Raw genomic sequence first — 22,465 nt, forward strand, 5'->3', positions numbered from 1 at the left:
GCCCGCCTTCAGCCCTTCACACAGATGACCTGCTTCACCTTGGCGACGACCTCCACCAGGTCCCGCTGCTGCTCCATGACCTGCTCGATCGGCTTGTACGCGGCGGGGATCTCGTCCACGACACCGGAGTCCTTGCGGCACTCCACGCCCTGCGTCTGCGCCGCCAGGTCCTTCGTGGAGAACCGCTTCTTCGCCGCGTTCCGGCTCATCCGGCGACCGGCACCGTGCGAGGCCGAGTTGAACGCCTTCTCGTTGCCGAGACCCTTCACGATGTACGTGGCCGTGCCCATCGACCCCGGGATGATCCCCAGCTCCCCCGCACCGGCCCGGATGGCGCCCTTGCGGGTCACCAGCAGGTCCATGCCCTCGTAGCGCTCTTCCGCGACGTAGTTGTGGTGGCAGCTGACCTCCTGCTCGAAGGTCACCTTCGCCTTCTTGAACTCCTTGCGGATCACGTTCTTCAGGAGCGCCATCATGGCGGCGCGGTTGTACTTCGCGTACTCCTGCGCCCAGAAGAGGTCGTTGCGGTACGCGCGCATCGGTTCCGTGTCCGCGAGGAAGACCGCGAGGTCACGGTCGACCAGGCCCTGGTTGTGCGCCAGTCCCTGCGCCCGGCCGATGTGGAAGTCGGCCAGTTCCTTGCCGATGGCACGCGAGCCGGAGTGCAGCGTGAGCCACACCGCGCCCGACTCATCCAGCGATACCTCGATGTGGTGGTTACCCCCGCCGAGCGTTCCCATCTGCTTCGTGGCGCGTTCCTGGCGGAATTTGACCGCTTCGGCCACCCCGTCGAACCGTGACCAGAAGTCGTCCCAGCCGCCGGCCGCCAGGCCGTGCAGGGCGGACGGGTCGACCGGGTCGTCGTGCATGCCGCGGCCGACCGGGATCGCCTGCTCGATCTTCGAGCGGAGGCGGGAGAGGTCGCCGGGGAGGTCGTTCGCGGTCAGGGAGGTCTTGACCGCGGACATGCCGCAGCCGATGTCCACGCCGACCGCCGCCGGGCAGACCGCGCCGTGCATCGCGATCACCGAGCCGACCGTGGCGCCCTTGCCGAAGTGGACGTCGGGCATGACGGCCAGGCCCTTGATCCAGGGCAGCGTGGCGACGTTGCGCAGCTGCTGCATCGCCACGTCCTCGACCGACGCCGGGTCGGTCCACATCCGGATGGGAACCTTCGCACCCGGTACTTCTACATACGACATAGCCCCTCGATTCCCCCGAAAAAGTCTGAAAGCGCAAAACCGGCGCCAAGATCGACGAAAAGACGGTCCGACCGGCGTTCACAGCGGCGCGTGCGATACACATTGTGTCCATCGGCCGCCATCGGGCGGCAACCGTTTTTCGCACGAAGGGAGCCCAGGACCGTGCGACGAATGGCGTACGCGACCGGCGCCGTGCTCATCGCGGCGCTCGCCGCCGGCTGCACCGGCGGCACCGGAAGCGGCGGTTCCGACCCCGACGGCAAGCCGGGCACCCCGACCGTCTCCGCTGCTCCCCCGGGCAAGTACCTCACCCTCCCCGACGCCTGCCGGGCCATCCCGCGCGCCACCCTCAAGGACCTCCTGCCCGGCACCGCCGACATGCCGGAGGCCCGGCAGGACAAGGTGTTCGAGGGCACCGCCACGGTCACGTACGACACCGACCGGCGGATCGGCTGCCGCTGGAAGTCCGACGTCCCCGAGGGCACCCGCAGCATCCACCTGGACTTCGAGCGCGTCGTCTCCTACGACACCGCCGTGAGCGACGACGACCGCGCCCGCGAGGTGTACGCGAAGAAGGAGACCGCCGCCGACCTGCCCGACACCGCCCTGCCGCCGGAGACCCCCGACGCGTCCGACGACGCGTCCCCGTCCGGCTCCGGCGGCCCGGACGCGAGCACGGACCCGGGCACGGACGGCAGCGAAAGCGCGGACGGCACCGAGGGCGCGGACGGCAAGGGCGCGACCGGCGACGACAAGGGGGCCGGTGACACCACCGCCGGCAGCCCCGCCGACAGCCTCCAGCCCCGGCTGCTCGACAAGCTGGGCGACAGCGCGTTCCTGGACGACACGCTCAGCCGGGCCGGCGCCCCCGCCCGCCACCGCACCGTGAGCGTGGTGTTCCGCACATCCAACGTCATCGTGACCGTCGAGTACACCGCCCAGCCGGCCATGCCCTCCGAGGTCCCCGACAGCAAGGAACTCCAGGAGAAGGCCCAGGCACTGGCCCGTCAGCTGGTCGATTCGTTCAACGACTGACACCACCGCCCGGCCCGCCCCGGCCCCCGAGCACCGCTCCCCGCGCCCGCTGGCGAAGGCGGCATCCGGGCGCCGTCCGTCGTACCGTGGCCCTCCGGAGCCACCACCGTCCCCCGACCGCCGCGCCATCCGAGTGAAGGAACCATGCACCGATCAGCCCCGCGACTCACCCGCATACTCGCCTGCGCCGCCGTCCCGGTGATGCTCGTCGTCGCCGGCTGCTCGTCGGACTCCGGCGACAAGAAGGAAACGGCCTCCGCCACGCCGGACGCGACGAAGTCGGAACCGGCCGTCGAGGCGGCGAAGTTCGCCGAGCTGCCCGACCCCTGCGCGTCCGTCGAGGCGAAGACCGTCAAGTCCCTGGTCCCCTCGGCCAAGAGCAAGAAGGGCACCCGCAGCAAGTCCAGCGATGCCTCCGTCCGCGGCGGCTGCTCCTGGAACGGGCTGGCCGACAAGGGCGTCAAGGGCTCCCAGTACCGCTGGCTGGACGTCGGCTTCACCCGCTTCGCCTCGGACCAGACCCTGGGCAGCGGGGCCGACCGCGCGGGCGAGGAGTTCGACAAGCAGGTCAAGAAGACCGAGGCGACCGACGACGCGAAGAACATCGCGACCGGGTCCGTCAGCGGCATCGGCGACCAGGCGACGAAGATCACGTACGACCAGTCCAAGACGGACGAGGACTTCCGGTTCACCACGATCGTCGCCCGCACCGGGAACGTCGTCGTGGTCGTCAACTACAACGGAGCGGGTTACGCCGGTTCGAAGACGCCGTCCGCCGAGACCATCCTGAAGGGCGCCACGATGGCCGCCAAGGACGCGGTCGCCGCCGTCACCGACGCGAACGCGAAGACCGCCGCGTCCCCGAAGGCGTCGGACAAGGCGTCGGACAAGGACACCGGCAAGGCGGCTGACAAGTCGGCTGACAAGGCGTCCGGCGGCTCTTCCAAGAAGCCGTCCGAGAAGCCCAGTTCGTCGGCTGGGTCGAAGTCCTCGGACTGACGCGGAAGGCCGCCCCCGCCCCTCCCCCCGCGACACCTCTCGCACACATGTGCCAGGCTGTGCCCGCCGGAAACAAGCCATCGGCGACGAGCACGGACGAGGACAAGGGAACAGGGAGGGGATGGGGGGTGGCTGCGATGCAGCTGACGCGTACGCATCGGGTGCTGATCGGTCTGGTCGTGGCCGGTGCGGTGCTGATCGCCGCGATCGGCTTCGCCGGTTCGTACGCCGCGGTGCGCGAGCTGGCCCTGAGCAAGGGGTTCGGGGACTTCTCACTGGTCTTCCCGATCGGCATCGACGCGGGCATCTGCGTCCTGCTGGCCCTGGACCTGCTGCTGACCTGGCTGCGCATCCCGTTCCCGCTGCTGCGGCAGACCGCCTGGCTGCTGACGGCCGCGACGATCGCGTTCAACGGCGCCGCCGCCTGGCCCGACCCGCTCGGCGTCGGCATGCACGCGGTCATCCCCGTCCTCTTCGTCGTCTCCGTCGAGGCCGCCCGCCACGCCGTGGGCCGGATCGCGGACATCACCGCCGACAAGCACATGGAGGGCGTCCGCCTCACCCGGTGGCTGCTCTCGCCCATCCCCACCTTCCGGCTCTGGCGCCGCATGAAGCTGTGGGAGCTCCGCAGCTACGAGCAGGTCATCAAGCTGGAACAGGACCGGCTCATCTACCAGGCCCGCCTCCAGGCCCGCTACGGCCGCAACTGGCGCCGCCGCGCCCCCGTCGAGTCCCTGATGCCGCTGCGCCTCGCGAAGTACGGCGTCCCGCTCGCCGACACCGGCCCCGCGGGCCTCGCCGCCGCGGGCATCGAACCCGCACTCCTGCCCCCGAATCCGGCCCTGGAGATGGCCGCCGCCTCCGGGACGGCGACCCAGGACCAGGCCGCCCAGGACCAGGCGGTCCCGGCCGCCGTCGAGACCGCCCAGCAGCACCCCGAACTGCCCCACACCGCGACCCCGGACGCCCCCGCCGGCGTACCGGAGGAATGGCAGCAGCCCCAGGAGCACTCCCAGGCCCCCGGCCGGCCCGCCACCGACGAGAACGACAACCCCTGGTTCCCGTCCCAGGCGACCGCCAAGGTGTACGAGGGCGGGTACGACCCGGAATTCGAGGTCGAGGGCCCGGTGCCGCACCAGGTTCCCTCGGGTCCGGGCGGCCGCACCCGCCCGCTGGGCAATGTGGGCACGGTCGGCAGCACCGTCCCCGGCGGGCAGCCCGAGCAGCCCCCCGTACCGGAGCCCATGCCCGTACAGGACCCCGTCCAGGCGCCCGCACAGCAGTGGACGCAGGAGGACGAGGAGTTCGCCGAGATCGCGTACGAGGTGTTCTCGGCGTTCATCGCCGAGAACAACGACTACCCGAGCGTCGCGGTGCTCGACATACACCTCTCGGACGGGCACAACGTCCGCCACCCGCGCGGCGAGGCGCTGATCCGGCAGCTGATGCCGGAGTTCAAGCGGCGCTTCCACGCGGAGCTGGAAGCCGACCACATCGCGTAATCCCCGCACGGAGACCCGGCCGGGACACCGAGCCGGTGCCGGAGAAGGGCCGTTATCCGCGCAATGGCCGAAAGTGGCTCAACCGTCCCGTAGCGGCTCAACCCGGAATCAGCCACGCAGGTCCCTCCCCGCGACCGCACCGGAACATTGCACGCTTGGGGAAGAAATGCGCATACGTACGACACTGGTGGGCGCCACCGCCCTGCTCCTCACGGCGGCGCTCGCGGCCCCCGCCGTCGCCGCCGGCCGGACCGGAAACGTTGCCGGGAACGGCCACTCCGCCACCCGGAAGGCGATCGAGGCGCAGGTCAAGGCCGGGGTTCCCGGCGTGACGGCCACCGTGCGGGACGCCCGTGGCACCTGGTCCACGACGGCCGGCGTGGGCGACCTGCGCACGCACCGGCCGCGCTCCACCGCCGACCGGTACCGCATCGGCAGCATCACCAAGACCTTCGTCTCCACCGTCATGCTCCAGCTGGAGGCCGAGGGCCGGCTGTCCCTGGACGACACGGTCGACAGGTGGCTGCCCGGAGTGGTCGACGGCCACGGCAACGACGGCAGCCGGATCACTTTGCGCCAACTGCTCAACCACACCAGCGGTATCTACGACTACATCGCCGACCCCGGCTTCGACGCCGACTACTTCCAGAAGGACGGCTTCTTCGAGCACCGTTACGACCACGTCGCCCCGGAGCACCTGGTGGCGGTCGCCATGCGGCACGCGCCGCTGTTCGAGCCGGGCGCGAGGTGGGAGTACTCCAACACCAACTACGTCCTGGCCGCGCTGGTCATCAAGAAGGCGACGGGACACTCCTACGGCACCGAGGTCACCCGCCGTATCATCCGCCCGCTGCACCTGCGTGCGACCTCCGTCCCCGGTGACCGGGTCACTCTTCCGTCCCCGAGCAGCCGCAGCTACTCCAAGCTCGGTCCGTCCGCGGAGGGACCGGCGTACGACGTCACGGTCCGCAACCCCTCCTTCGCCTATTCGGCGGGCGAGATGATCTCCGACTCCGCCGACCTCGACCGCTTCTTCGGCGCCCTCCTGAGCGGCCGGCTGCTTCCGGCGAAGCAGCTGAAGGAGATGAAGACGACCGTGAGGATCGACGGCGTCCCCAACGTCCGATACGGCCTCGCGCTGATGGATACCACCCTGTCCTGCGGGGTTCACGTCTGGGGGCACACCGGCGGTATTCCCGGCTCCGTCTCCACCGCGATGACCACCGAGGACGGCCGGCACTCCCTGGCCCTCAACTTCAACGGGGAGTGGACGGGCGACCTGAACGCGGTGAGCGAGGCGGAGTACTGCGGCGGGTGAGCCCTCTCCCGGCGTCTCCGCCGGGATCGTCCTGAACACGGGCACGGCGCGCCCGAACGCGGGGACCCCGCCCGGGGTCCCCGCACCCCCGCCTACCCGCCCAGCAGCCGGCGCACCCGCTCCGCCCCCACCGCGAGCAGCAGTGTGGGCAGGCGCGGACCCGTGTCGCGGCTGACGAGCAGCCGGTAGAGCAGGGCGAAGAAGGACCGCTGAGCGGTCTTCAGCTCGGGCGTCGGCTTGGCGTCGGGCGCCAGGCCCGCGAGGACCTTGGGCACTCCGTAGACCAGGGTGGTCAGGCCGTCGAGGGACCAGTGCGTGTCCAGGCCCTCCAGGAGGAGGCGCAGGGACTCGCGGCCCTGCTCGTCCAGCGAGCCGAGCAGCTCCTTGTCCGGCTCGTCGCGGACGACGGTGCGGGCCTCGGCCGGGACCTGGGTGGTGATCCAGCTCTCCGCGCGGTCGAGGCGCGGGCGGGCCTCGTCCAGCGAGGTGAGCGGGTTCGCCGGGTCCAGCTCGCTGAGGATGCGCAGCGTCTGGTCCTCGGCGCCAGCGGTGATGTCGGCGACGGAGGCCAGCGTGCGGTACGGCAGCGGGCGCGGGGTGCTCGGCAGCTCACCGGCGGCCGTGCGGACGGCGCGGGCGTACGCGGCGGCGTCGGCCGGGAGGACCGTGCCGTCGGCGACCTTGCGGCCCAGCGAGTCCCACTCGTCGTAGAGCCGCTGGATCTCCTGGTCGAAGGCGATCTTGAAGGACTGGTTGGGCCTGCGGCGGGCGTAGAGCCAGCGCAGCAGCGGGGCCTCCATGATCTTCAGGGCGTCGGCCGGGGTGGGCACGCCGCCCTTGGAGGAGGACATCTTGGCCATGCCGGAGATCCCGACGAAGGCGTACATCGGTCCGATCGGCTGGACGCCGTCGAAGATCTCGCGGACGATCTGGCCGCCGACGACGAACGAGGAGCCGGGCGAGGAGTGGTCGACGCCGCTGGGCTCGAAGATCACACCCTCGTACGCCCAGCGCATGGGCCAGTCGACCTTCCAGACCAGCTTGCCCCGGTTGAACTCGCTGAGCCGGACCGTCTCGGCGAAGCCGCAGGCGGTGCAGGTGTAGTTCAGCTCGGTGGTGTCGTCGTCGTACGAGGTGACGGTGGTGAGGTCCTTCTCGCAGTTGCCGCAGTAGGGCTTGTACGGGAAGTAGCCGGCGGAGCCGCCGGAGCCGTCGTCCTCGCCGGCCGCGCCGGAGCCGGCCTCGGCCTCCAGCTCGGCCTCGTCGACCTTCTTCTGCTGCGGCTTCCTGCCGCCCTTGCCCGCCGCCGCCGGGTCCTTCTTGGTGCGGTAGCGGTCGAGGACGGCGTCGATGTCCGCGCGGTGGCGCATGGCGTGCAGGATCTGCTCGCGGTAGGTGCCCGCGAGGTACTGCTCCGTCTGGCTGATGGGGTCGTACTCGACGCCCAGCTCGTCCAGGGACGCGGTCATGGCGGCCTTGAAGTGCTCGGCCCAGTTCGGGTACGCGGACCCGGCCGGGGCGGGCACCGAGGTCAGCGGCTTGCCGATGTGCTCGGCCCAGGACGCGTCGACGCCGGGGACGCCGTTCGGCACCTTGCGGTAGCGGTCGTAGTCGTCCCAGGAGATCAGGTGCCGCACGGTGTGGCCGCGGCGGCGGATCTCGTCGGCGACCAGGTGCGGGGTCATGACCTCGCGGAGGTTGCCCAGGTGGATCGGGCCGGACGGGGAGAGGCCGGAGGCGACGACGACCGGTTTGCCAGGCGCACGACGCTCCGATTCGGCGATGACCTCGTCCGCGAAGCGGGAGACCCAGTCGGTCTCGGTGCTGCTCTGACTCTGAGCCACGGTCGGCACGTCCTTCTCTCGGGTAGGACTCGTAGGGGCACCGGCCATTCTCCCAGGTGCGGGCCGCAGCACGAAAACGGCTTTACTCCCCGTGGGATACTGGAGTGATCCTTTGTCCTCTACCGAAACGGCAGCCCGTCCCATGCCTGAGCACGGCTCGGTCACTTCCCTCGCTTCCACGCTCCAGCAGCAGCTGGCGGACGCCCTGACGGCAGCACTGCCGGATGCGGGCACCGCCGATCCGCTGCTGCGCCGAAGCGACCGGGCCGATTTCCAGGCCAACGGCATCCTGGCGCTCGCCAAGAAGCTCAAGGGCAATCCGCGCGAGCTGGCCGCCAGGGTCACCGACGCGCTCCCGGCCTCGGAGCTGATCAAGGACATCGAGGTCTCGGGCCCCGGCTTCCTGAACGTCACGCTGACCGACCGGGCGATCACCGCGACGCTGGCCGCGCGCGCCGCCGACGGCGACCGGCTGGGCGTCCCGGCGAACGAGGCGGCGGGCACCACGGTCGTCGACTACGCCCAGCCCAACGTGGCCAAGGAGATGCACGTCGGCCACCTGCGGTCCGCGGTGATCGGTGACGCGATGGTGCGCATCCTGGAGTTCACCGGCGAGTCCGTGGTCCGTCGCCACCACATCGGCGACTGGGGCACGCAGTTCGGCATGCTCATCCAGTACCTGGTGGAGCATCCGCACGAGCTGGACCACGAGGGCGGCAAGGAGGACGGCGAGGCCGCGATGTCCTCGCTGAACCGGCTCTACAAGGCGTCGCGGGCCCTGTTCGACTCGGACGAGGAGTTCAAGGCGCGCTCCCGGGACCGGGTCGTCGCGCTCCAGGCGGGCGACGCGGAGACGCTGGCCATGTGGCAGCGGTTCGTGGACGAGTCGAAGATCTACTTCTACTCGGTCTTCGACAAGCTCGACATGGAGATCAGCGACCCCGACATCGTCGGCGAGTCCGGGTACAACGACATGCTGGAGGAGACCTGCCGCATCCTGGAGGAGACGGGCGTCGCGGTCCGCTCCGAGGGTGCGCTGTGCGTCTTCTTCGACGACGTGCTGGGCCCCGACGGCAACAAGGTCCCGCTGATCGTCAAGAAGACGAACGGCGGTTACGGCTACGCGGCGACGGACCTGTCCGCGATCCGCGACCGGGTCCAGGGCCTCAAGGCGGACACCCTGCTGTACGTGGTGGACGCACGGCAGTCCCTGCACTTCAAGATGGTCTTCGAGACGGCCCGCCGGGCGGGCTGGCTGAACGACGACGTGAAGGCGCACCAGCTCGCGTTCGGCACGGTGCTCGGCAAGGACGGCAAGCCGTTCAAGACCCGTGAGGGCGTCACGGTCCGGCTCCAGGACCTGCTGGACGAGGCCGTCGAGCGGGCGACCGCCGTGGTCCGCGGGAAGGCGGAGAAGGTCGGCCTGTCCGAGCGGGAGATCGTGGAGAACGGCCGGTACGTGGGCGTGGGCGCCGTGAAGTACGCGGACCTGTCGACCTCCGCCGTCCGGGACTACAAGTTCGACCTGGACCAGATGGTGTCGCTGAACGGCGACACGTCGGTGTACCTCCAGTACGCGTACGCGCGTATCCAGTCGATCCTGCGCAAGGCGGGCGACGCGAAGCCGGTCGCCCACCCGGAGCTGGAGCTGGCCCCGGCCGAGCGGACGCTGGGCCTGCATCTGGACCAGTTCGGCGAGGTGCTGGCCGAGGTGGCCGCGCAGTACGAGCCGCACAAGCTGGCCGCGTATCTCTACCAGCTCGCGTCGCTCTACACGACGTTCTACGACCAGTGCCACGTACTGAGCGAGGACAATCCGGCCGAGCTGGTCGAGAACCGGCTGTTCCTCTGCGACCTCACGGCCCGCACCCTGCACCGGGGCATGGCGCTGCTCGGCATCCGGACGCCCGAGCGGCTCTGAGTACGGCTTTTACGGGGCGGGGCCCGGTGGCTTCGGCCGGCCGCCGGTCCAGCGCCTGGCCAGAAGGGTCACGGTCCGGAGCCGCCCCGGCCGGAGAAAGGTCATCGTGGCCGCCCTAACGCGCTGACCTGCGCAATCGTCATCCAAACGGCGTTGACCCGCGCCCCGGCCACCCGCGATAGTGACGCGTCCGGCCGTCGTCGGTCATGGCAAGGGGTGGGGATCTCATGGAGGACACCGGGCACACGGACACGCCCGAAAGAGCGCGGCCGGAGGGGCAGGACGCGGAGCCGGAGCGCGGGGCGGAGTCCGAGCGGCGGTCGCCGGAGGCCGCCGCCGCGGTGCGGGCCGTACGGGACGCGCTCGCGGCGGGGCGCCGGCGCGAGGGACGGGAGCGGGCCGTCGCCGCGCTGGAGGAGTACGGCCCCGACCGGGAGTTGTACGCCCTGCTGGGCCAGGCGCATGCGGCCGAGGACGAGGACGACCACGACGACGAGGCCGAGCGCGTCTACCGCCGGGGCCTCGACGCCTTCCCCGACGACCTGCCCCTGCTCGCCGCGTACGCCGAGCTCTGCCGGGCCGCCGACGCGCTGGACCGCCCCGGCCGCGCCGCCCGCGCCGCGAAGCTCGTGGCCCGGGTCGAGGAACTGGGCCCCGACTCGCCGGAGGCCCGGCGGCTCCGCGACCCGGTTCCGCTCTGGGCGGCGCAGAGCCCGGCGCCCCAGCTCTCCCTCGCCCACACCCAGCGCCACGACGTCCGCCAGGCCCTGGCCGCCGCCCCCGGCCTGGCCGAGGCGGTCCGCCTCGCCGAGGAGGAGGCGGGGCGGCACCCGTACAGCCTGCGCCTGGCCATCCGCGCCGAGACGCTGACCGCGTTCACCCGGCCCGGCCGCCCGCTGCTCCTGTGGCTGGTCCGGGCACCGTATCCGAGCGTCCTCGCCGTCCTGGCGGTGGGCGCACCGGCGCTCTTCGCGGACGCGGCGGCGCCCTGGGCGGTGTGGGCGGGTGTCAGCGCCGTGCTGGCCCTCGTCCCGTACCGGCTGCTCGCCGTCCTGGAGAGCGGCGCCCGCACCCGCGCCATGGACCGCGTCCCGCCGCTCCCGGAGGGCGCACCGGAACCGGCGAGTCCGCTGCCTCCGCCGCCCCCGCCGGGGCTGCGCGACTTCGCGGTGCTGGGCACGGCGCTCACCCTCGCGGTGTTCGCGGTGTTCTCGCCGCTGGCGCTCAAGGTCCCGCCGCCGAAACCCGAGGACTACCCGCACTACGAGGTCGCGCCGCCGCTGGAGTTCCGGGGCGCGCCGCTGACCTCCGCCGTGCCGGTGGTGGACGAGGTCGACTCCGCCGTCGCGTCGCTGTGGACGCAGACCATGGATGTGCGGGGCGCGTTCGCCTACGTCTACGGCGATGCGGCGGCCCTGGGCGACGAGGGCGGCCCGGCGGCGCTCATCTTCGGTGCGGTGGGGGACTTCCGGGCCATGCCCGACACGGTCCTGAAGGGATACGAGACGGGGTTGTCCCAGTCGGATTCGACCATCGACGAGATCTGGCAGCCGGACGCCGGCCCGGCCGGGGGCCGGCTCCGCTGCGTCTCGTACGCGGACGACTCGGAGGCTCCCGGCTCACACGTGGCGTGCAGCTGGGCGGACAACGGGAGTTACGGCGCGGTCGTCATGAACGAACCCCTCGGCCACGAGGCCGCGGCACAGGCCGCCCGCGCGGGACGGGACGCGGTGCTGCACGGCGGCGTACACGTGTAGCGGGCAGCGGGGTTCACAGCGAATCCCCCCATTGGTCTTGACCAATTTCCCTAAGTATGAGAATCATGACCGGAGTCGCCACAGAACCTTCATATCTGCTCCGCAGGAGACCCACGCACCATGCGCATACCGACCTCCGCCGCCCTCGCGGCGCTCGGCGGTGCCCTCGTTCTCGGGCTCACCGTCGCTCCGGCCGCCCAGGCCGCCCCCGCCTCGGCGGACTGCACGACCGACGCCTTCGGGATCGCCGGTAAGTACGGCGAGTTCGTCCTCGGGGACGACGTCCACTCCCCCGACGCCGAAGGCGCCGTGGCGGTCGGTGGCAACGCCGACTTCAAGGGCGGGTTCAGCGTCGGCAACGAGCTGACGGCCGCCCAGGTCGACGCGCTGCCCGGCCGGGCGTCGCTCGTCGTGCGCGGCGACCTGCTCAACGGCGGTTCCGCCACTGTTGTCATGAAGGGCAACGCCGTCGTCGGCGGCGAGGTCAAGGACCGCGCGGTCGAGATGCACAACGGCACCTTCAGCAAGAAGGCCGATCTGATCGACTTCGACGGCGAGTTCGCGAAGCTCCGGTCGTACTCCGACGCGCTGGCCGAGGAGCCGGCGACCTCCGGCGCCACGGCGAACCTCGACGGCAACCGGCTGACGCTGACCGGCACGGACACCGGCCGGAACGTGTTCTCGGTCGAGGCGTCGCAGCTGGAGAAGGCGAAGGAGGTCTTCATCAAGGTCCCGGCCGGGGCGACGACGATCGTCAACGTCACCGGGCAGACGTACGACATGCAGACCGCCGGCACGACGGGCTTCTTCCTCTCCGGCGGTCAGGACTTCGTCCTGGACGACAAGCTCCAGAGCGCGGCGGACGGCGCGGTCCGCGCCAAGCTGCTGTGGAACTTCCCGGACGCCAGGAACATCGTCAAGAACAGCCAGGCCGCCTGGCCGGGCAGCGTGCTCGCCCCGTACGCGCATCTGGAGCTGGGCACCGCCGCCCCGGTCAACGGCTCGGTGTGGGTGGCCTCGCTGCACGGTTCGGGCGGCGCGGAGACGCACCACTTCCCGTTCACCGGCTGCCTGCCCGAGGTGCCCGGCACCCCGGAGCCCGGCACGACCCCGAGCGGCACGCCCACCACGACGCCCCCGGCGACCGCGACCGCCACCCCGTCGGCCTCGGTCCCGCCGTCCGGCAGCGCGACGCCGTCCGCCACCCCGTCGGGCACGACGACCCCGGGTGCCCCGGTCCCGTCGCCCAGCCCCTCGCAGCCCGAGGGCGACCTGGCGACGACCGGTAGCGGCAACATGATCCCGATCACCGTCGGAGGCGCCGTGGTCGTCGCCGCCGGTGCGGGCCTCGTGGTCATGGCCCGCCGCCGCAAGCGCGCCTGACCCACCCCCTGAGCGGCACGCGGCCCTTCCCGGGCCGCGTGCCGCTCAGCGCTTCTCCCAGACCGAGGTGTCGTAGCGGTAGTAGTACTCCGGGCGCCCCGCGATGCTGCTCGTCCGGAACGGCTTGCCGCCCTCGTCCACGCGCAGGGTGCCCGTACGGCCGCCGCTGGACCAGTCCAGCTCCAGGTACCAGCTGACGTCGTGGCCCTCCACATGCGCGTCGAGGTCGAAGACCTCCACATCGCTGGACGACACCCGGAACGGGAAGTCCTTGGCGGGCACCGTCTCGTCGCCCTGCTTCCCGGCGACCGGCCGGAGCGCCGGGCGGCTGTCGTCCAGGTCGACGTCGAAGGACTGGGGCTCGATGCCGCTGCCGCACCCCTCGCCCATCGAGAACGCCGGCTGCTGCACGGGCGCCCGCTGGCTCAGCACCTTCACCCGGAGCCCGGTCAGCACGACGGCCTGCGCGGAGGTGCCCTGCACGGTCAGCTCCAGCTTCATGGCGCCCCCGTCCACCCCGCCGAGCGCCCGCGCCCAGCCCCGGGTGCTGTTGGGCGGCGGCGGGGGCGGCACGGTCGCCGGGTCCTGCCCCAGCAGGTAGTACTGCCCGCAGGGCTCCTCCCAGTTGTACGAGCTGATGGTCACCGTGGGCGCGCGCCCGGGCCCGCCCCCGGGCGCGCCGGTGGTGCGCGAGGCGGACGGCGACGTCCGTACGGAGGGACTGGCCGAGCCCGTGGTGGCGGAGGCGCTGGGCCGCGTCGACGCGCCGGCCGAGGGCGAGGGGCTGTCCGGGGGCGCGGCGACGGCGTCCTCCCCCGCCGTCGTGCCGCTCACGCCCGGGGCGCCCCCGGCCGCGTCGGAACCGGTCTGCTTGAGCTGGCCGATGACGACGGCGGTGGGCACGGTGAGCGCGACGACGGCCGCGGCGGCGAGAAGCACCCGCGTACGGGCGGAGGCCCGGCGCCGGCGGGAGGGGGCGGGGGGTTCGCGTACGGGATCGGGGGCTGCGGGCGCGGGCTCCGGCTTTACGGCCTCCGGCTCGACGGGCGCGGGCTCGGGCTCGGGCTCGGCAGGCTCGGGCTTCACGGGCTCGGGTGCTGCCGGCACCACCGCCTCCGCCTTCCCCCGCCCCCGCGCCGCGTCCGCGAGAATCCACCGGCGGTGGACCTCCACCAGCTCGTCGCCGGTCGCCCCGCAGAGGCGCGCGAACCGCTCCACGGGCGCGAACTCGCCCGGGACGGCGTCCCCGTTGCAGTACCGGTGGAGCGTCGACGTACTGACGTGCAAGCGGCCCGCGAGCACCCCGTAGCTGCGCCCCGAACGGTCCTTCAGTTTCTTCAGCAGGCCCGCTAGTTCCTCGGCCTCCGGCGTCGCCACTGCGGCGTTCCCCCTCCTGGTCCGTCCCGGATCAGCGTTCCAGGGACGTGGAATCTGCCCAGGTCACAGTACGCGCAGCCGTTCCAGCATCCCCAATGGTGCGGCGGGCGTTGCGGCCGGAACCGGTCGTGCCACAAGCTCGGACCAGACCACAGCGACCACGGGGGCCGACCAGTGCGAACCCTCTTCCGCATCGAGCTGACCGATGCGCTGGCGATCGGGGTGCTGATCGTGACGACCGCGATCGTCCTGCTCCTGATCTGCCGGAACTGACCACACGGAACGACCGAACACCCTTCACGACCGAACAGCTTTCACGACCGAACAGCTTTCACGACCGAACAGCTTTCACGACCGGACACACTCACGGGGAGTACCACCATGCGCAGCAACCGCATCCGCACCACCGTCCTCGCGGCGACCGCCGTGCTCGCCGCGCTCTCGCTCACGGCGTGCGGCGGGGACGACGGCACCGACGCGAAGACGCCGGCCGCGTCCGTCCAGGCCACCGACGACACGTCGACGGCCACGCCGGACAAGGACTCGACGGCCCCCACGGACGCCGAACCGGCCTCCGACACCACCAAGCCCGCCGAGAAGCACGCCACCAAGCCGGCCGAGAAGCCCGCGGAGTCCGCCGGACAGCCGGCCGCCAGGCCGAAGCCGCAGCCCAAGCCCAAGTCCCCGGTCACCTGCACCGGCGCGAACACGAAGGTCACCGTCACCAAGGTGACCCGCCCGGTCAACCACCTGCTGCTCACGGTCACCAATACGGGCGACCGCACCTGCTACGCGTACCACGCGCCGATGCTCCGCTTCGACGGCGCGCAGGCGGTGTTCCGGGTACTCCAGGACAGCAAGCCGCAGGCCGTGGTGACGCTCGACCCCGGCGAGTCCGCGTACGCCGGGATCGGCCTGACGGGCGAGCCGAACGGCCGGAAGCCGTACCCGAGCAAGCACCTCGGCGTCACCTTCGCCGACCGTAACGACGGGCCCATCAACTCCGCGTCGACCGAACTGACGCTGCCCGCCGGGACCTACTGGGACGACAACGGCTTCGTCACCTACTGGCAGAGCGAGATGTCCGACGCGCTCGTCTACTGACCGCCCAGCTCGAAGTCGAACCAGATCCGATGCGTGCCGTCCTCGTCGACGGCGAGCCCGCCGCCCCCGCTGATCCCGGCGAGGGCGGCGGTCCCGCTCCCCGGCGCGATCGAGAAGAACTCGTTCGCCCGGTCGCTGCCGCTGGTCGCGGCCGAGTGCACGAAGTTGAACGTCCCCGCGTGCCCGGCGAGCGCGCCCTCGAAGGACTCCATGGCGACATACGTACCGACCCCCGACGCCTGGTCGAAGGCGGCGGTGAACACCGTCGTGGACCGCCCCGCCACCTCCCCCTCGAAGGTCTTCACGATGGTCGCCACGCCGACGGGCAGCGCGGTGGCCACCTCGGGCTCGGGCTTCAGCTCGGACGGGACGAAGGAGTCGACGGTGAAGGTTCCGGAAGCTCTCATGCGCCCGAGCCTAGGGGCGGGGTACGACAGTCGGGGTCTAGGTAGAACAGCTCATGCGCGCCCGTCACACACCTGGTGGAATCGCACGCATGTCGCACCCCGTCGTCGCGGACAACCGCCTCCGGCACGCCTGGATCGCCTCGCTCCTCTCCACGATCGTGACGCTGCCGCTCGTATACGTGGCCCTGCTGTACAGCATGCTGGCGCCGATGGCCTGTGACTCCTGCTCGGACGCGGATGCCGACCGCATGGAAGCCACTTTCGGGCCGGCCTTCACGGTGTCCTGCTGCGGCCTGCTCCTGGCTCTGATCACCGTGGTCGCGAGCTGGGCACACGCCAAACGCAGGCCGTCGGCCGCGATCGTCCTCGCCGTGGCCGCCCCCTCGGTCGTGGGCCTCACCTGGGCGGCGTTCATGACCATCATCGACTGGCCGTAGGCCGGCGCTCAGCCCCGCAGCCGCTGCGCGACCTCCGTCGCCCAGTACGTCAGGATCAGCTGGGCGCCCGCGCGGCGGATGCCCGTCAGGCTCTCCATGATCGCCGCGTCCCGGTCGATCCAGCCCTTCTCGGCGGCGGCCTCGATCATGGAGTACTCGCCGCTGATCTGGTACGCGGCCACCGGCACGTCCGACGCCTCCGCGACCTTGGCCAGGATGTCCAGGTAGGGGCCGGCGGGCTTGACCATGACCATGTCCGCGCCCTCTTCGAGGTCGAGCGCCAGCTCGCGCAGCGACTCGCGGATGTTGGCCGGGTCCTGCTGGTACGTCTTGCGGTCGCCCTTGAGCGAGGAGCCGACGGCCTCGCGGAACGGGCCGTAGAACGCCGAGGAGTACTTCGCGGTGTACGCGAGGATCGACACGTCCTCGTGGCCCGTCTGGTCGAGCGCGTCGCGGATGACCCCGACCTGCCCGTCCATCATCCCGCTGGGGCCCACCACATGGGCGCCCGCGTCGGCCTGGACCTGGGCCATCTCCGCGTACCGCTCAAGCGTGGCGTCGTTGTCGACGCGGCCGTCCTCGGTCAGCACCCCGCAGTGGCCGTGGTCGGTGAACTCGTCCAGGCACAGGTCCGACATGACGATGAGGTCGTCGCCGACCTCCTCGCGGACCGCGCGCAGCGCGACCTGGAGGATGCCGTCCGGGTCGGTGCCCGCCGTCCCCCGGCCGTCCTTCTTCCCGTCCAGCGGGACGCCGAACAGCATGATCCCCGAGACCCCCGCCGAGACCGCCTCGACGGCCGCCTTCCGCAGGGTGTCCAGGGTGTGCTGCTGCACGCCGGGCATGGCCGAGATCGCGACCGGGGCTTCGATGCCCTCGCGGACGAACGCGGGCAGGATCAGGTTGGCCGGATCGAGCCGTGTCTCGGCGACCATCCGCCGCATCGCGGGGGTCGTCCGCAGCCGACGGGGCCGCGAGCCGGGGAAGTTTCCGTACACAGTCATCCTTCGAGCGTAGACCCGCGCGCCCCACGCTCTTACCGACACCGGTGCCGGGAAATCCCCCGGGAACGCGGCGGGGCCCGCCCGTCCCACGAAGAGACGGACGGGCCCGGAGACCGCGGGGAATCAGGTCGTCGTACGCCGTCTGCGCGCGCCCGGGCGCCGCTCGCTCGGCCGGGTCACCGGGTCACCGGCCTCCCGTGCCGCGTCCCGGCGGCGCGCGCCGAACTCCGCCAGCGCCTCGGCCAGCTTGTGCACCGAGGGCTCCGGGGACAGGACGTCGACGCGCAGCCCGTGCTCCTCGGCGGTCTTCGCCGTGGCAGGGCCGATGCAGGCGATGACCGTCACGTTGTGCGGCTTGCCCGCGATGCCGACCAGGTTGCGCACGGTCGAGGACGAGGTGAAGAGCACCGCGTCGAAGCCGCCGCCCTTGATCGCCTCGCGGGTCTCGGCGGGCGGCGGCGAGGCGCGGACCGTGCGGTACGCGGTGACGTCGTCCACCTCCCAGCCGAGCTCGATCAGCCCGGCCACCAGGGTCTCGGTGGCGATGTCCGCGCGCGGCAGGAAGACGCGGTCGATCGGGTCGAAGACCGGGTCGTAGGGCGGCCAGTCCTCCAGGAGCCCGGCGGCGGACTGCTCGCCCGACGGCACCAGGTCCGGCTTCACGCCGAAGTCGATCAGCGCGGCGGCGGTCTGCTCGCCGACCGCGGCGACCTTGATCCCCGCGAAGGCCCGGGCGTCGAGCCCGTACTCCTCGAACTTCTCCCGGACGGCCTTCACGGCGTTGACGCTGGTGAAGGCGATCCACTCGTACCGGCCGGTGACCAGGCCCTTGACCGCCCGCTCCATCTGCTGGGGCGTACGCGGCGGCTCGACGGCGATCGTCGGCACCTCGTGCGGCACGGCACCGTAGGACCGCAGCTGGTCGGAGAGCGAGGCCGCCTGCTCCTTCGTACGCGGTACGAGGACCTTCCAGCCGAACATCGGCTTGGACTCGAACCACGCGAGCTGGTCGCGCTGGGCGGCGGAGCTGCGCTCCCCGACCACGGCTATGACCGGCTGGTGCCCCTCCGGCGAAGGGAGCACCTTGCCCTGCTTGAAGACCTGGGCGATCGTCCCGAGGGTCGCCGTCCAGGTGCGCTGGCGGGTCGTCGTGCCGCCGGCCGTCACGGTCAGCGGGGTGTCGGGCTTGCGGCCCGCCGCGACCAGCTCACCGGCGGCGGCCGCCACCGCGTCGAGCGACGTCGAGATGACGCACGTGGCGTCGCTCGCGCCGACCTCGCTCCAGCAGCGGTCGGTGGCCGTACGGGCGTCGACGAACCGTACGTCCGCGCCCTGCGCGTCCCGCAGCGGCACCCCGGCGTACGCGGGCACCCCGACGGCGTTCGCGACGCCCGGGACGACCTCGAAGGGGATGCCGGCGGAGGCGCAGGCCAGCATCTCGGCGGCGGCGTTCCCGTCGAGGCCGGGGTCTCCGGCCACGGCACGGACGACCCGCCTGCCGCCCTTCGCGGCCTCCATGACAAGATTGGCCGCATCCCTGAGAACGGGCACCCCGGCGGCTGTTGACTGCGCGTCAACAACCGCCAGCTCAGGGGTGCTTACCCCTGCCCGCGCATGGCAGCGGACGACGCCGAGAACATCCGGTTCGGCGACAAGGACGTCCGCGCTCGCAAGCGCCTCGACGGCGCGCAGGGTCAGCAGTCCCGGGTCGCCGGGACCGGCGCCGAGGAAGGTGACGTGCCCTGCGGAGTGGACCGGGAAATCGGATGCGGCGGGGCCGGTGGGGCTCAAAGTGCTCGCTCCCCCATAAGACCGGCCGCACCCTTGGCAAGCATGTCGGCCGCGAGTTCGCGACCGAGCGCCGCCGCGTCGTCGTGCGACGTGGGAACGGGACCGGTGATGGACATCTGCACCAGCGAGGCACCGTCGGTGGAACCGACGACACCGCGCAGGCGCAGTTCGTTGACAGCCTGACCGTCGGCCAGGAGGTCGGCCAGCGCACCCACGGGTGCGGAGCAGCCGGCCTCCAGGGCGGCGAGCAGGGCACGCTCGGCGGTCACGGCGGCCCGGGTGTACGGGTCGTCGAGCTCGGCGAGCGCGGCGGCGAGGTCGGCGCTGCTCGCAGCGCACTCGATCGCCAGTGCTCCCTGGCCGGGAGCGGGCAGCACGGTGTCGACCGACAGGAAGTCGGTCACCTCACCGCTGCGGCCGAGGCGGCTGAGCCCGGCCGCGGCGAGAACCACCGCGTCCAGCTCGCCGCTGCGTACGAACCCGATCCGGGTGTCGACGTTGCCGCGGATCGGAACGGTCTCGATGTCGAGGCCGTGGCTTCGGGCGTACGCGTTGAGCTGGGCCATGCGGCGCGGTGAGCCGGTGCCGACGCGGGCGCCGGACGGCAGCTCCGCGAAGGTCAGCCCGTCCCGCGCGATCAGCACGTCCCGGGGGTCCTCGCGCACCGGCACCGCGGCCAGCACCAGGCCCTCGGGCTGCGCGGTCGGCAGGTCCTTGAGCGAGTGGACGGCGAAGTCCACCTCGCCGCGCAGCAGCGCGTCGCGCAGCGCGGCGACGAAGACGCCGGTCCCGCCGATCTGCGCCAGGTGCTCCCGGGAGGTGTCCCCGTACGTGGTGATCTCCACGAGTTCGACGGCGCGCCCGGTCACCTCGCTGACCGCATCGGCGACGTGGCCGGACTGGGCCATGGCGAGCTTGCTGCGCCTGGTCCCCAGTCGCAGGGGTGAGTTGTCGGTCATGACCGCCCTCGATTCGGGTCGTTCAGGTCTGCCCGGGAGACGGCGGCGACCGTCTGCGGGTCGAGGTCGAAGAGTTCACGCAGCGCGTCCGCGTACCCGGCGCCGCCGGGCTCGCTGGCGAGCTGTTTGACCCGCACGGTGGGCGCGTGCAGGAGCTTGTCGACCACGCGGCGCACGGTCTGCGTGATCTCGGCGCGCTGCTTCTCGTCCAGGTCGGGGAGGCGTCCGTCCAGCCGGGCGACCTCGTCCGCGACCACGCCGGCGGCCATCGTGCGCAGGGCGACGACGGTCGGGGTGATGTGGGCGGCGCGCTGGGCGGCCCCGAAGGCGGCGACCTCGTCGGCGACGATGGTGCGCACCTGGTCCACATCGGCGGCCATCGGGGCATCGGCCGACGCCTCCGCGAGCGACTCGATGTCGACGAGGCGCACACCGTCGAGGCGGCCGGCCGCCATGTCGATGTCACGCGGCATGGCGAGGTCCAGCAGCGCCAGGCGCTCGGGTCCGGTGGACTGCGCCGGGATCAGGCCGCTCGCCGGATCGGGCACATGGTCCAGGCCGATCGCGCCGGCGACGGTCTCGGCGGTGAGCACGAGTCCGGTGGCGCCGGTGCAGGAGACGGCGATGTCGGCACGTGTCAGTTCGCCGGTGACCTCGGCCATCTCCACGGCCCTGGCGCGCACCCCCGTGCCGCCGGGCTGGTTCAGGATCTCGACCAGGCGGTCGGCGCGGGCCCGGGTGCGGTTGGCCACGGCGATCTCGGCCACGCCGGAACGGGCCAGCGTCGCGGCGGCCAGCGAGGACATGGAGCCCGCGCCGATGACGAGGGCGCGCTTGCCCCTGGCCCAGGCGGCGGTGTCGGGGCCGTCGGCGAGCTGTTCCAGGCCGAAGGTGACGAGCGACTGCCCGGCCCGGTCGATCCCGGTCTCGCTGTGGGCGCGCTTGCCGACCCGCAGGGCCTGCTGGAAGAGGTCGTTGAGCAGCCGGCCCGCGGTGTGCAGCTCCTGGCCGAGGGCGAGCGCGTCCTTGATCTGGCCGAGGATCTGGCCCTCGCCGACGACCATCGAGTCGAGCCCGCAGGCCACCGAGAACAGGTGGTGAACGGCCCGGTCCTCGTAGTGCACATAGAGATACGGAGTCAGCTCGTCCAGACCGACGCCGCTGTGCTGGGCGAGGAGCGTGGACAGCTCGGCGACGCCCGCGTGGAACTTGTCCACATCGGCGTACAGCTCGATGCGGTTGCAGGTGGCGAGGACGGCGGCCTCGGCGGCGGGCTCGGCCGCCAGGGTGTCCTGGAGCAGCTTGGCCTGGGTGTCGGCGGCCAGCGAGGCGCGTTCCAGTACGGAGACGGGGGCGCTGCGGTGGCTCAGACCCACGAGGAGCAGGCTCATGCCGGCATCACGGCGGGCATGTCCCCGTCGGGTCCCTTCCGGCCGGTGGTGGTGGCGCGCACGGGCGGCGCGGCCGGGTCGGGCGCGGTGTCGACGCCCTCCTCACCGGCCTTGCGCTGCTCGTGGAAGGCGAGGATCTGGAGCTCGATGGAGAGGTCCACCTTGCGCACGTCGACGCCCTCGGGCACGGAGAGGACGGTCGGCGCGAAGTTCAGGATCGAGGTGACACCGGCGGCGACGAGCCGGTCGCACACCTGCTGGGCGGCGCCGGGCGGGGTGGTGATCACGCCGATGGAGACGCCGTTCTCGCTGATGATGCGGTCGAGGTCGTCGGCGTGCTGGACGGGGATGCCCGCGACGGGCGTACCGGCCATCGCCGGGTCGGCGTCGATGAGCGCGGCGACGCGGAAGCCGCGGGAGGCGAAGCCGCCGTAGTTGGCGAGGGCCGCGCCGAGGTTTCCGATGCCGACGATGGCGACCGGCCAGTCCTGGGTGAGGCCGAGCTCACGCGAGATCTGGTAGACGAGATACTCGACGTCGTAGCCGACGCCGCGCGTCCCGTACGAGCCGAGATAGCTGAAGTCCTTGCGCAGCTTCGCGGAGTTGACCCCCGCCGCCGCGGCGAGCTCCTCGGAGGAGACCGTGGGGACCGAGCGCTCGGAGAGCGCGGTCAGCGCGCGGAGATACAGCGGAAGTCGGGCGACGGTGGCCTCGGGAATTCCTCGGCTACGGGTCGCCGGTCGGTGATTTCGGCCAGTTGCCACGGTGCTCCTGCGGGATGAGCGGGGCTTTAGGCGGCCGTATGTCCCAAGACCGCCCCGTCGAATGCAGGCTATGTCTTTGTGAACGCGTGCACAAAGATTGTGTCCGGTTTGTCCGGTCAAAGTGACCGGGGTCACGCACATCCGTCGCGCGATCCAGGAACCATGGATCGCATCAGCCCGTTGCAGGCCCGAAGGGGGCAAAGCAACACACACTCCTCACAGCCACGCCCCCGAGACCACTCAAAACGCCCACGATGGTAACCGGGTTTC

General features: G+C 71.8%; 18 protein-coding genes. 9 read left to right on the forward strand and 9 right to left on the reverse strand.

From position 1 onward, the window contains the following. Positions 1-8: 8 nt before the first annotated feature. The gene (locus OG338_RS12345) at positions 9-1,202 is read right to left on the reverse strand and encodes an RtcB family protein (protein ID WP_405937385.1); all 1,194 of its coding nucleotides are present in this window, start codon (positions 1,200-1,202) and stop codon (positions 9-11) included. Between the two features lie 171 nt (positions 1,203-1,373). Here OG338_RS12345 and OG338_RS12350 point away from each other — a divergent pair, with 171 nt between their 5' ends. The 4 genes from OG338_RS12350 (at position 1,374) to OG338_RS12365 (ending at position 6,056) form a co-directional block, all read left to right on the forward strand. Continuing rightward, positions 1,374-2,237 carry a DUF3558 domain-containing protein gene (locus tag OG338_RS12350; RefSeq protein WP_405937386.1) on the forward strand — a complete coding sequence of 288 codons (864 nt, stop codon included), beginning with the start codon at positions 1,374-1,376 and terminating at the stop codon, positions 2,235-2,237. Between the two features lie 144 nt (positions 2,238-2,381). Beyond that, a complete protein-coding gene (locus OG338_RS12355) occupies positions 2,382-3,236 on the forward strand; it encodes a DUF3558 domain-containing protein (protein WP_405937387.1) in 855 nt (284 codons plus the stop codon). Between the two features lie 137 nt (positions 3,237-3,373). After that, positions 3,374-4,738: a DUF2637 domain-containing protein gene (locus tag OG338_RS12360; RefSeq protein WP_405940399.1), complete on the forward strand. Its 1,365-nt coding sequence runs from the start codon at positions 3,374-3,376 to the stop codon at positions 4,736-4,738. Positions 4,739-4,904: 166 nt separating this feature from the next. Further along, positions 4,905-6,056: a serine hydrolase domain-containing protein gene (locus OG338_RS12365; protein WP_405937388.1), complete on the forward strand. Its 1,152-nt coding sequence runs from the start codon at positions 4,905-4,907 to the stop codon at positions 6,054-6,056. Between the two features lie 92 nt (positions 6,057-6,148). Here OG338_RS12365 and lysS read toward each other — a convergent pair whose 3' ends face one another. After that, on the reverse strand, positions 6,149-7,909 hold the full coding sequence (gene lysS / locus OG338_RS12370; RefSeq protein WP_405937389.1) for a lysine--tRNA ligase: 1,761 nt from the start codon (positions 7,907-7,909) through the stop codon (positions 6,149-6,151). A 133-nt stretch (positions 7,910-8,042) separates the two neighbouring features. On the opposite strand from lysS, the gene argS reads away from it, so the two are divergent. The 3 genes from argS (at position 8,043) to OG338_RS12385 (ending at position 12,961) form a co-directional block, all read left to right on the forward strand. Beyond that, complete coding sequence (gene argS, locus OG338_RS12375; RefSeq protein WP_405937390.1) at positions 8,043-9,821, forward strand: arginine--tRNA ligase; 1,779 nt, start codon at positions 8,043-8,045, stop codon at positions 9,819-9,821. 227 nt (positions 9,822-10,048) lie between these two features. After that, entirely contained in the window at positions 10,049-11,578 is a 1,530-nt protein-coding gene (locus OG338_RS12380) for a hypothetical protein (RefSeq protein ID WP_405937391.1), read from the forward strand. Between the two features lie 120 nt (positions 11,579-11,698). Further along, positions 11,699-12,961, forward strand: a complete 1,263-nt coding sequence (locus tag OG338_RS12385; protein ID WP_405937392.1) for a choice-of-anchor A family protein — start codon at positions 11,699-11,701, stop codon at positions 12,959-12,961. Positions 12,962-13,006: 45 nt separating this feature from the next. Here the strand turns inward: OG338_RS12385 and OG338_RS12390 are convergent, their stop codons facing one another. Then, positions 13,007-14,338 (reverse strand): helix-turn-helix domain-containing protein, encoded by a 1,332-nt coding sequence (locus OG338_RS12390; RefSeq protein WP_405937393.1) that lies wholly within the window; start codon positions 14,336-14,338, stop codon positions 13,007-13,009. Between the two features lie 381 nt (positions 14,339-14,719). On the opposite strand from OG338_RS12390, the gene OG338_RS12395 reads away from it, so the two are divergent. Then, positions 14,720-15,442 carry a DUF4232 domain-containing protein gene (locus OG338_RS12395; RefSeq protein ID WP_405937394.1) on the forward strand — a complete coding sequence of 241 codons (723 nt, stop codon included), beginning with the start codon at positions 14,720-14,722 and terminating at the stop codon, positions 15,440-15,442. On the opposite strand, the gene OG338_RS12400 is transcribed toward OG338_RS12395, so the two are convergent. After that, a complete protein-coding gene (locus OG338_RS12400) occupies positions 15,436-15,849 on the reverse strand; it encodes a DUF3224 domain-containing protein (protein WP_405937395.1) in 414 nt (137 codons plus the stop codon). The two genes, OG338_RS12395 and OG338_RS12400, sit on opposite strands and share 7 nt — an antisense overlap. Positions 15,850-15,938: 89 nt before the next feature. Here OG338_RS12400 and OG338_RS12405 point away from each other — a divergent pair, with 89 nt between their 5' ends. Continuing rightward, complete coding sequence (locus OG338_RS12405; RefSeq protein ID WP_405937396.1) at positions 15,939-16,286, forward strand: hypothetical protein; 348 nt, start codon at positions 15,939-15,941, stop codon at positions 16,284-16,286. Positions 16,287-16,294: 8 nt separating this feature from the next. On the opposite strand, the gene hemB is transcribed toward OG338_RS12405, so the two are convergent. The 5 genes from hemB to OG338_RS12430 form a co-directional block, all read right to left on the reverse strand. Next, positions 16,295-17,290 carry a porphobilinogen synthase gene (gene hemB, locus OG338_RS12410; protein WP_405937397.1) on the reverse strand — a complete coding sequence of 332 codons (996 nt, stop codon included), beginning with the start codon at positions 17,288-17,290 and terminating at the stop codon, positions 16,295-16,297. Between the two features lie 123 nt (positions 17,291-17,413). Next, on the reverse strand, positions 17,414-19,081 hold the full coding sequence (locus OG338_RS12415; RefSeq protein WP_405937398.1) for a uroporphyrinogen-III synthase: 1,668 nt from the start codon (positions 19,079-19,081) through the stop codon (positions 17,414-17,416). Beyond that, on the reverse strand, positions 19,078-20,040 hold the full coding sequence (hemC, locus tag OG338_RS12420) for a hydroxymethylbilane synthase (protein ID WP_405937399.1): 963 nt from the start codon (positions 20,038-20,040) through the stop codon (positions 19,078-19,080). Before hemC ends, OG338_RS12415 begins: the two co-directional genes overlap by 4 nt. After that, positions 20,037-21,431, reverse strand: coding sequence for a glutamyl-tRNA reductase (locus OG338_RS12425; RefSeq protein ID WP_405937400.1), 1,395 nt, complete (start codon positions 21,429-21,431; stop codon positions 20,037-20,039). Before OG338_RS12425 ends, hemC begins: the two co-directional genes overlap by 4 nt. Continuing rightward, positions 21,428-22,195, reverse strand: coding sequence for a redox-sensing transcriptional repressor Rex (locus tag OG338_RS12430; protein ID WP_073968765.1), 768 nt, complete (start codon positions 22,193-22,195; stop codon positions 21,428-21,430). The genes OG338_RS12425 and OG338_RS12430 overlap by 4 nt, the downstream gene beginning before the upstream one ends. Positions 22,196-22,465 lie beyond the last annotated feature (270 nt).

Origin of the sequence: Streptomyces sp. NBC_00726 (assembly GCF_045161735.1) — a bacterium.
Taxonomy (GTDB): Bacteria; Actinomycetota; Actinomycetes; order Streptomycetales; family Streptomycetaceae; genus Streptomyces.

Excerpts from the sequence above, each read along its gene's own strand:
- OG338_RS12345 (WP_405937385.1), bottom strand. The coding sequence starts at position 1,202 with ATGTCGTATGTAGAAGTACCGGGTGCGAAGGTTCCCATCCGGATGTGG.
- OG338_RS12350 (WP_405937386.1), top strand. The coding sequence starts at position 1,374 with ATGGCGTACGCGACCGGCGCCGTGCTCATCGCGGCGCTCGCCGCCGGC.
- OG338_RS12355 (WP_405937387.1), top strand. The coding sequence starts at position 2,382 with ATGCACCGATCAGCCCCGCGACTCACCCGCATACTCGCCTGCGCCGCC.
- OG338_RS12360 (WP_405940399.1), top strand. The coding sequence starts at position 3,374 with ATGCAGCTGACGCGTACGCATCGGGTGCTGATCGGTCTGGTCGTGGCC.
- OG338_RS12365 (WP_405937388.1), top strand. The coding sequence starts at position 4,905 with ATGCGCATACGTACGACACTGGTGGGCGCCACCGCCCTGCTCCTCACG.
- argS (WP_405937390.1), top strand. The coding sequence starts at position 8,043 with ATGCCTGAGCACGGCTCGGTCACTTCCCTCGCTTCCACGCTCCAGCAG.
- OG338_RS12380 (WP_405937391.1), top strand. The coding sequence starts at position 10,049 with ATGGAGGACACCGGGCACACGGACACGCCCGAAAGAGCGCGGCCGGAG.
- OG338_RS12385 (WP_405937392.1), top strand. The coding sequence starts at position 11,699 with ATGCGCATACCGACCTCCGCCGCCCTCGCGGCGCTCGGCGGTGCCCTC.
- OG338_RS12395 (WP_405937394.1), top strand. The coding sequence starts at position 14,720 with ATGCGCAGCAACCGCATCCGCACCACCGTCCTCGCGGCGACCGCCGTG.
- OG338_RS12400 (WP_405937395.1), bottom strand. The coding sequence starts at position 15,849 with ATGAGAGCTTCCGGAACCTTCACCGTCGACTCCTTCGTCCCGTCCGAG.
- OG338_RS12405 (WP_405937396.1), top strand. The coding sequence starts at position 15,939 with ATGTCGCACCCCGTCGTCGCGGACAACCGCCTCCGGCACGCCTGGATC.
- hemB (WP_405937397.1), bottom strand. The coding sequence starts at position 17,290 with ATGACTGTGTACGGAAACTTCCCCGGCTCGCGGCCCCGTCGGCTGCGG.
- hemC (WP_405937399.1), bottom strand. The coding sequence starts at position 20,040 with ATGACCGACAACTCACCCCTGCGACTGGGGACCAGGCGCAGCAAGCTC.
- OG338_RS12425 (WP_405937400.1), bottom strand. The coding sequence starts at position 21,431 with ATGAGCCTGCTCCTCGTGGGTCTGAGCCACCGCAGCGCCCCCGTCTCC.